This is a genomic window from Gelidibacter sp. (assembly GCF_035577925.1).
Classification (GTDB): domain Bacteria; phylum Bacteroidota; class Bacteroidia; order Flavobacteriales; family Flavobacteriaceae; genus Gelidibacter.
This window is the reverse complement of record NZ_DATJCY010000307.1, coordinates 1-9,413: the sequence shown is the minus strand read 5'-3', so window position 1 is coordinate 9,413 and position 9,413 is coordinate 1. Positions and strand designations below refer to the sequence as shown.

The 9,413-nt window shown below is 35.2% G+C and carries 8 protein-coding genes and 1 tRNA gene; 4 read left to right on the top strand and 5 right to left on the bottom strand.

The window, feature by feature from the left end; genetic code table 11:
• The 3 genes from VNJ50_RS11980 to mce form a co-directional block, all read right to left on the bottom strand.
• A partial coding sequence (locus VNJ50_RS11980; RefSeq protein ID WP_325582217.1) for a hypothetical protein occupies positions 1–866 on the bottom strand: 866 nt, incomplete at its 3' end.
• A gap of 105 nt (positions 867–971) precedes the next feature.
• Positions 972–1,048: transfer RNA gene (locus VNJ50_RS11975), tRNA-Ile, on the bottom strand.
• A gap of 50 nt (positions 1,049–1,098) precedes the next feature.
• Positions 1,099–1,503, bottom strand: a complete 405-nt coding sequence (mce, locus tag VNJ50_RS11970) for a methylmalonyl-CoA epimerase (RefSeq protein WP_325582215.1) — start codon at positions 1,501–1,503, stop codon at positions 1,099–1,101.
• A 186-nt stretch (positions 1,504–1,689) separates the two neighbouring features.
• Between mce and rbfA the strand changes: the two genes are divergently transcribed.
• On the top strand, positions 1,690–2,085 hold the full coding sequence (rbfA, locus tag VNJ50_RS11965; protein ID WP_325582213.1) for a 30S ribosome-binding factor RbfA: 396 nt from the start codon (positions 1,690–1,692) through the stop codon (positions 2,083–2,085).
• The gene (locus tag VNJ50_RS11960; protein WP_325582211.1) at positions 2,086–3,288 is read left to right on the top strand and encodes an ABC transporter permease; all 1,203 of its coding nucleotides are present in this window, start codon (positions 2,086–2,088) and stop codon (positions 3,286–3,288) included.
• A 27-nt stretch (positions 3,289–3,315) separates the two neighbouring features.
• Here the strand turns inward: VNJ50_RS11960 and dusB are convergent, their stop codons facing one another.
• Together dusB and VNJ50_RS11950 are read right to left on the bottom strand one after the other, a co-directional pair.
• Complete coding sequence (dusB, locus tag VNJ50_RS11955) at positions 3,316–4,308, bottom strand: tRNA dihydrouridine synthase DusB (RefSeq protein WP_325582210.1); 993 nt, start codon at positions 4,306–4,308, stop codon at positions 3,316–3,318.
• 140 nt (positions 4,309–4,448) lie between these two features.
• Entirely contained in the window at positions 4,449–6,866 is a 2,418-nt protein-coding gene (locus VNJ50_RS11950) for an outer membrane beta-barrel family protein (protein WP_325582209.1), read from the bottom strand.
• A gap of 150 nt (positions 6,867–7,016) precedes the next feature.
• Between VNJ50_RS11950 and lepA the strand changes: the two genes are divergently transcribed.
• Both lepA and VNJ50_RS11940 read left to right on the top strand, forming a co-directional pair.
• Complete coding sequence (gene lepA / locus VNJ50_RS11945) at positions 7,017–8,813, top strand: translation elongation factor 4 (RefSeq protein WP_325582208.1); 1,797 nt, start codon at positions 7,017–7,019, stop codon at positions 8,811–8,813.
• A 323-nt stretch (positions 8,814–9,136) separates the two neighbouring features.
• Complete coding sequence (locus VNJ50_RS11940) at positions 9,137–9,319, top strand: hypothetical protein (protein ID WP_325582206.1); 183 nt, start codon at positions 9,137–9,139, stop codon at positions 9,317–9,319.
• Positions 9,320–9,413 lie beyond the last annotated feature (94 nt).

Here is a 9,413-nt window from a genome sequence, read left to right as displayed (position 1 = left end):
AGCTTTAAAATATGAGCATCTATCTTATTCTTTTCATCGTCAATTTTACCCTTACCTCTGGACAATGAAGCGTATATGTCTGTACTTTTTATGGGCTTATTTTGTTTGTTTAAGAAGACTTCACTCTTTTCGATAGCAGTAGGTGTAAAACCGTTAAAAAATGGTTTTAACGATTCCAAAAAGTAGGCAACAACATAGTTGTTTTTTGAAAATCGGATTTTATTCTCTAATATTTGTGGAGTTGGAGAACTAAACGCACTTATGAAATCTAACTCCTCTATTTCTGTATCATCAATTAAGTATAGTGTATAAGCCAGTTCATATAAATCCTGGTAGAAAGAATATTTGAGATCTTTGTTCTTGAAGAAAGTGACATCTGATTCCTTAATTAAATATTTATAAACATCATCATATTTTAATACTGATGAATATCTATCTTTTAAATTTTTAATAATTTCCTTCAGCTTATCCTCAATTATATAAGAATCATCATTTTCATACTTAAACACTCGTTTCAAGAGTATTCCAATATCATCATAAACACTTTTTAAGTAACTACATTTATCTTCAATATTTCCTTTTCTGGATATTTCATACTCCACTTCCTTATAAATTTGGATGTTCTCAAAATCAATCAAACTAGATAGAAAATCTTCTTTATATATAAATTCCGTATTAAAGACAGGCATTATTTCATCATCTTCAACCATTTCTTCTTTCATATAATATCCATATTCCTGGATGTAAGAATAACCGTTTTCTTTTATAGTAAGATTACCAATGAAGCCATTTTTGACAGCGTCAATACTATTGACAAATAGCATATCGAAATAAAATGAAAGTGGATTTTCTGGAGTGCTTCTCATAAATCAAAACTACAAAAACGAGATTTAGAAAATCTAAATGTTTGACCTATGTTTAACCTAGAGACACAAAAAAAAGCCCTACATCTCTGTAAGGCTTGCATTCACTGGTGGTCCAACCTGGGCTCGAACCAGGGACCACCTGATTATGAGTCAGGTGCTCTAACCAGCTGAGCTATTGGACCGGTTTAAGAGGATGCAATATTACTACTATTTTTAAAATCTTACAACATTTTTAGCTTTTTATCTCTTGGCACAATTCAATCAAAACACCATTGGTACTTTTAGGGTGTAAAAACGCCACTAACTTATTATCAGCGCCTTTTTTTGGAGTTGTATTCAATATGGTAAAACCTTGACTTACAAGTCGTTCTATTTCAGCTTCTAGGTCATCTACCGCAAAAGCAATATGATGGATGCCCTCCCCTTTTCTTTCAATAAACTTAGCAATCGGACTATTTGGTGAAATAGCTTCCAAAAGTTCAATCTTATTGGGTCCTGTTTCAAAAAACGAAGTACGTACGCCTTCACTTTCAACAGCTTCTATCTTATAATGGGGCTTCCCTAAAAGAGCCGCAAAAACCTGATTGGAAGCCTCCAAGTCTTTAACAGCAATGCCTATATGTTCGATTTTTTTCATATTTATATCCATGGAAATAAGATTTTTATTCGTTCGCCACAAAAGTGAGAATTACATTTTAATTCATCAAAAATACAATAATCCTTAAATATGCTCTATTTTTGCAGTCGATAGACCTTAACTGGCTATAATTAGTTAATTTATAGCAGTAGGATCATCCTTTTAGATTTATAAAAAAGAAACATTTTGGAAGAAAGTCATAGACAGAAAAAAATTGGAGGTATTTTACAAGAAGACTTGGTAGATGTACTTCAAGGTGCCGCTACCAAAGGCGGATTGCGTGGTGTGATCATTTCGGTAAGTAAGGTAAATGTGACCGCCGATTTATCGATAGCCAAAGTATATTTGAGTATTTTCCCAAATAAGGATGCCGCAGATCTTTTGGTCGGTATTCGTTCAAATACGCCGTTAATTCGTCATGAATTGGCGCAACGCACCAAACATCAATTGCGCAGAATGCCTAATTTAGAGTTTTTTATTGATGATTCTCTTGAATATATTGAGGGCATCAACAAATCCTTAAGAGGTGAAGATGATCCGATTAAGGATACCAGTTTATTGGATAAACGTAAAAAAAAGTAATTGAACTTTGCGCTGTACATCGCTAAGCGGTACCTTTTTACCAAAAGCAGCAATAATGCCATTAATATTATGACCATTATTGCAGCTGCTGGAGTGGTTGTTGCAGCAGCTGCATTATTTATTGTGCTTTCTGGATTTGCAGGCCTAAAGAATTTTAGCCTTGAATTTTCTTCATTTGTAGATCCTGATCTTAAAATCCTTCCGGCACAAGGAAAATCATTTATTCTTACTGATAAAGATTCGACGGCATTAGCCACTATTGAAGGTATCTCGTCCTATTCAAAAACCATTGAAGAGCGCATCATCATTGAGTTTAACAACAAAAATGTATTGGCTTCACTAAAGGGTGTTGATGAAAATTATTTAAAAGTAACTAGCATTGACTCCATGATTATCCAAGGACAATGGTTTGAAGAAGGTAGTGGGCAAATGGTTTCGGGTTGGGGAATTGCACACAATTTGTCTTTTGGTGTTTTAGATTATGGAAAAATGATTACCATTTATGTACCAAAACCTGGCGTTGGCCAAATCAGTTCGATAAGAGGTGCTTTTACGTCCTTAAATATGGTCAATATTGGTGTTTTTGATGTCAATGAAGATTTGAACGCCACTTATGTTTATACTGACATTGTCAATGCCCGTTATTTGATGGATTACGCCGCCAATCAAGTGAGCAGTATCGAATTGAAACTTAAACCAGGTACCGACGATAAAAAGGTCAGAAAAGCCTTATTGGAAAACTTCGAATCAGACATTATTATAAAAAACAGGATGCAATTGAATGATGCACTTTATAAAATGTTGAATACCGAAAATCTTATAACTTATCTCATTTTTACCTTGGTCATTATTATTGCCTTATTTAATGTGATTGGTGCCTTAATCATGATGATTTTGGATAAAAAAGGATCGTTGCATACACTTTATAATATTGGTGCAACCACAAAGGATATTCGGCGTATTTTCTTTATTCAAGGAAGTCTAATGACTTTTTTGGGTGGTATTTTAGGTGTTTTTATAGGCGTTGTCTTAATCCTTATGCAGCAACAATTTGGGTGGGTAATGATTACTTCATCACTTCCTTATCCAGTAACATTTCAAATTATAAATATTGTGATTGTACTGCTCACCATCACCATTTTAGGATTGATTGCTTCCAAAATTGCTTCCGGACGCATAAACGAAAAGTTAGTGCGCAGTTAATTTGCTTTATCTTAAAATTTTGAGTTTTTAAGCAAACTCATAGCCTGAAAAAGCTTCCAATACCTCATCAAAGGCAGCATAAACATTGGCAGCATCATCGCTGGTCACCATCTTTGTGCGGTATTCCTTAAAGTTGGGAATGCCTTTAAAATAATTGGTATAATGACGTCGAGTTTCAAAAACACCCAGCTTTTCACCTTTCCAAGCGATGGACATTTCAAGATGACGTCGTGCGGCATCAACGCGTTCTTCTAAAGAAATAGGACCTAAATGTTCGCCAGTATTAAAAAAGTGTTTTACCTGTTTAAAAAACCATGGATTTCCAATACTCGCACGACCTATCATGCAACCATCCAATCCATATACATCGCGCATTTCCATAGCTTTTTCCGGCGTATCAACGTCGCCATTTCCAAATACAGGAATATGCATGCGTGGATTGTTTTTGACCTCAGCAATTGGTCGCCAATCGGCATGGCCTTTATACATCTGCGCTCGTGTTCGGCCGTGAATGGAAATAGCCTTGCAACCCACATCCTGAAGGCGTTCGGCAACCTCAACAATTCTGATGGAATCGTGATCCCAGCCCAAACGGGTTTTTACGGTAATGGGCAAGTTGGTGCGTTTTACCATTTCGGCCGTCAACTGTTCCATAAGGCACACATCTTTTAAAATGCCGGCTCCGGCACCTTTGCTGACCACTTTTTTTACTGGACATCCAAAATTAATGTCAATAATATCAGGATTGGATTTCTCAACAATATCAATGGTTTGCAACATGCTCTCCAAATTGGCTCCAAAAATCTGAATGCCAACAGGACGCTCCTTCTCATAAATATCCAATTTCATCCTACTTTTTGCCGCATCCCTGATCAGTCCTTCGCTGGAAATAAATTCCGTGAAAACCACATCAGCACCCTGCTCTTTGCACAAGGCTCTAAAAGGTGGATCGCTAACATCTTCCATAGGTGCCAAAAGCAATGGAAAATGTGGAAGTTCAATGTCGCCTATTTTTATCACTGTTGAGATTTTAGTGCAAAATTAGCTTTTTTTCGGGAATTGGGACGAATTGGACCGCATTAAGACCGCACAGGTTTTGTTCCAATAGCAATTTAAACTTTGACATTTAATAAAATTTGTCCAGATAAATAACTGCCTCATTATTTTTTCTCCAAACGATCAACTTCTTGTATGGATTGGCTACGTTGGTTGGTTTTTAGATTGGAATTTCCAAATTTGTATCGGAATCCTAATTTTATGGTGCGTGTATCTTGGATGATCAAATTTGAATTATACTGATTCAAATAGCGCGATCGGGTCATAAAATCTTGCTGGTTAAACAAATCGGAAATAGCTAAAGAAATCGTTCCTTTACTTTTAAGTACGGTTTTAGAAAGTGAGAGCTCTGAGAAAAGCAGATCATCAACTTCAATAAATCCTTGCTGGCCTTTGCTGGAATAAACCATTGTAAAATTAGCTATCAAACTTTGATCTTTCAAAAAACTAAAATCATTACTTAAAATCGAATAATTGGACCATTGGCTCCTGCTCAAAAAAACATTATCAAATTCACTTTCATCCTTGGTATTATAAAACGAAGTCACAAAATAAACCGACCAGTTTTTAAGGACATTAAAATAAGTGATAAAATCTAAGCCATATTCTTCGGTTTGCTTGATATTTATAGGTGTAAACGTGAGGATATTGTTAACATTATCCTGAATAGGCAATTCAAAAACATTATTGGCATAAGTTTTATAATAAGCACTAATAGTAAATCTGGTATTTAAGGTCGTCCCGAGTTCCACATGATTGACAATAACCGGCTGCAATAGCGGGTTTCCGGTAACTATGGTATTATCATTCAAAAAGAATCGAAACGGATTAAGACTTGCATAATCGGGGCGTGTAATGCTTCGGCTATAATTGCTAAATAAACTAACATCATCAGAAATAGAGTAATTTAAACTCGCGGTAGGAAACCATTCCAAATAATCTGATGTATTGTTTTCATCATTGGCAACAGAAAAACCGTTCGCTTTGGTTTGCTCAGCTCTTAATCCGGTGGTTAAACTAAGCTTTTCCCAATCAATTGAATAATTGACATAAGCGGCATAAATAGCTTCGTCATAATCAAAGGCATTGGAATTGGGAATGTCCAGAATTTCCTGCCCGTTGTTGATATTAAATTGTGAAATTGCACTATTGGTCTGAATATCAGAAAACTTAATACCAGTTTCTAGGTTTGATATGGAATTTAATGGCAAAGAATAATCCGTTTGCACTGTAAAAATCTGAGTGTTTTGATTGTTGTCGGTCCGATATGCCGTGTGCTGCATAAAGGAATGATCAGCATTAAAATAATCACTCATCACGTTTTGATCCCGCTGATAATCATAAGTGGTGAAATGGGAATTAAACGTCAGTTTTTCACCTTCATTTTTAAATCGATGTACATAATCCAAATCAAAACCTAAATTGTATTTGTCATCATTGGATTGATTATTGGCATTATAATAAAAATCCAAATCATGATTGGCTCCAAAAACATTGGTTCTGTTAGAAATATCATACTTAAAATAAGGCATCCATAACATCATGGAAGATAGACTCAACGAGTTTCTGTCATCAATTGAATAATCAAAATTGAAATTAAAATTATGTGTTTTGGTCCATGTATTTCGATTGACATCCGATTCCCAAATTTGGTTGACGGCTTGATTCGTATCCAGATAATTGATGATGGTTTCTCCATCCCGGTTGATTTTTTTATCGGAATAAGTATAATTCGCAAAAAAATCGATCTTATCGTTTTTAAAAAAATGGCTCATGCCGCCGTCGTACTTAGGGAAAACACCTTGCGTATAATTTGCAAAAACATTACCGCTATAACCGGTTACCAAATTCTTGCTCATCACAATGTTGATGACCGCGCCACTTTCGGCATCGTATTTAGCCGATGGATTGGTAATGACTTCAACTGATTTTATCGAATTTGCCGACGAACTTTCTAATAACTGTACCAATTCTTCACCACTCAAATGCACTTTTTTATCATTGATGTAAACTGTAGGCGAAATATTTTTTACCTGAATATTGTTATCCATCACCAAAATACCAGGTGTACCTTTCAGGACATCAAACATATTGCCTTCAATTAACGGCGTGTTTTCAATATTAAAAACCAAACGATCGGCCAATTTTTTTAAAGTTGGTTTTTTGGCAATGATACTGATTTCATCCAGTTCTTCAGATGATTCCATTAAGACTATGGTTCCAAAATCGATGGGTTTGTCAACCAAAAATGTTTTATAAACATCGGTGTAGCCCATAAAACTAAACTTGAACGTATAGGTATCCGAAGGCACTTTATCGAAAATAAAAAAACCCTTATCATTACTTGAAACGCCTTTTACAACCGATGAATCTATGGCTTTCATTAAAATAATATGTGCAAACGCAATAGACTGACCTTTATCGTCCTCAATAAATCCAGAAACCGAATTTTCTTGAGCAAAACCGAATGTTGTAGAGAGTACAGCAAAAAGAAATAAACAGGAGTAACTATAAATTTTCAAAATGAATTTTTATTTAGGCTTACAATATATCAATTGTTTTAGACTTATTTTTACGGGAATCCCGTAATTATTTATGTTTTTTAGATCAATAAAAAACAACCAAAAGCACAATAAATCAGTTATCTTTGCAAATTATTTAGCATTGTTTTTATGAAGAACATTAGAAATTTTTGCATTATCGCGCATATTGATCATGGTAAAAGTACACTTGCCGATCGTTTATTGGATTTTACAGATACCGTAACCGATCGTGAAAAGCAGAACCAACTTCTTGATAGTATGGATTTGGAGCGCGAGCGTGGCATTACCATTAAATCGCATGCCATCCAAATGGAGTACAACTACAAGGGCGAAAAATACATTCTTAATCTTATTGATACTCCGGGACACGTTGATTTCTCGTATGAAGTTTCGCGTTCTATTGCGGCGTGTGAAGGAGCTTTATTGATTGTTGATGCCGCACAAAGCATCCAAGCACAAACTATTTCTAATTTATATTTGGCTTTAGAGAATGATCTGGAAATTATTCCGATTCTCAACAAAGTCGATCTACCAAGTGCTAATATAGAAGAAGTTACCGATGATATCGTCGATTTATTAGGTTGTAAACCTGAAGATGTCATCCATGCCAGTGGAAAAACTGGTTTTGGTGTAGATAATATCCTAGCGGCGGTTATCGACCGTATTCCTGCACCAAAAGGTGACGTGAATGCTCCTTTGCAAGCGTTAATTTTTGACTCGGTTTATAATACGTTTAGAGGTATCGAAACCTACTTTAGAGTGTTTAATGGCGAAATAAAAAAAGGCCAGAGAATTAAATTTGTTGCTACCGATCGAGATTATTATGCCGATGAAGTAGGTACTTTAAAACTTACCCAAGTAGCAAAAAACAGTGTCAAAGCAGGTGATGTTGGCTATTTAATTACAGGAATTAAAACCGCAAAAGAAGTTAAAGTAGGCGATACCATCACCGATTTTGCCAATCCAACCACCAATATAGTAGAAGGTTTTGAAGACGTAAAGCCTATGGTATTTGCCGGAATTTATCCTGTTGATACTGAAGATTACGAAGAGTTGCGCAACTCCATGGAAAAATTGCAGCTGAATGATGCCTCATTGGTTTTTGCAACCGAAAGCTCCGCAGCTTTAGGCTTTGGTTTCCGATGTGGTTTTTTGGGCATGTTGCACATGGAAATTATCCAAGAACGTTTGGAACGCGAATTTGATATGACGGTTATTACCACAGTTCCTAACGTATCGTACAAAGCTTATACCAATAAAAACCCCGATATTCCATTAATCGTTAATAATCCGTCCGATTTGCCAGATCCATCAACCATCAATAGGGTTGAGGAACCTTATATTAAGGCAACGATCATTACAAAATCAGATTATGTGGGTAACGTCATGTCGCTTTGTATTGAAAAGCGAGGGATTATCCTTAATCAAACCTATTTAACACCAGAGCGCGTTGAACTCACTTTTGATATGCCATTGGCAGAAATCGTTTTTGATTTTTACGACCGGTTAAAAACCGTATCAAAAGGCTATGCATCATTTGATTACCATCCATCGGGAATGAAAACTTCCAAATTGGTGCGTCTGGATATTTTATTGAACTCACAACCGGTTGATGCACTTTCAGCATTGATACACGCTGATAATGCTCAGGATATTGGAAGAAAAATGTGTGAAAAACTAAGAGAGTTGATTCCACGTCAACAATTTGATATTCCTATCCAGGCAGCGGTTGGTGCCAAAATTATTTCAAGAGAAACCATTAAAGCACTTCGAAAAGATGTTACGGCCAAATGTTATGGTGGTGATATTTCACGTAAACGTAAACTTCTTGAAAAGCAGAAAAAAGGTAAAAAACGGATGCGTTTAGTAGGAAACGTTGAAATTCCTCAGCAAGCGTTTATGGCGGTTTTAAAATTGAATGACTAAAAGTGTTCCTGCGAAAGCAGGAACCTCAAGTCCAACGGAGATAATTACGCTAGTGTAAAGGTCTTGTTTGTACCTTTACATGCCATTGGTTATTTTTTGGGACAATGAGAATCTGAAAGTTCCTGTTAAAAAATACTATAATCTTAAAAATTAGTGGTTTACAGCTTTTAAAAAGTTGGACAATTTAGCGTATTTCATTAATATCTACTTATTTTTCATATTAAAATCTTCAATATTGGTGAATATATTCACTGAACATGGCCATAATCGGTGCATTAGGAGTTATTTTTTATGATTAAATGCTTAAAACAAAATCTCAATTTTTGCGCACCAGAAGCCAGCAAGAAATAGATTATGTAGAAATAACGCCTGATGAAATTACTGCTTACGAATTTAAATGGAGCAAAAAAACCAAAGTAAAAATTCCAAAATCATTCGAAACTTATTATAATACTACGGTTACTATTATAAATTCATCAAACTTTATCAGCTTTCTAAATCCCTAAAAATTTAATTTTTTATAATATGCTATATGCTCAAATATTTTGTAGTTTTAAGAACATATAAAACTATTTCATGACTATATATCATATCAGTGCC

Bases quoted from the DNA above. Each gene is read 5' to 3' on its own strand.
- mce (WP_325582215.1), bottom strand. From the start codon at position 1,503: ATGAAAAAAATCGAACATATAGGCATTGCTGTTAAAGACTTGGAGGCT.
- lepA (WP_325582208.1), top strand. From the start codon at position 7,017: ATGAAGAACATTAGAAATTTTTGCATTATCGCGCATATTGATCATGGT.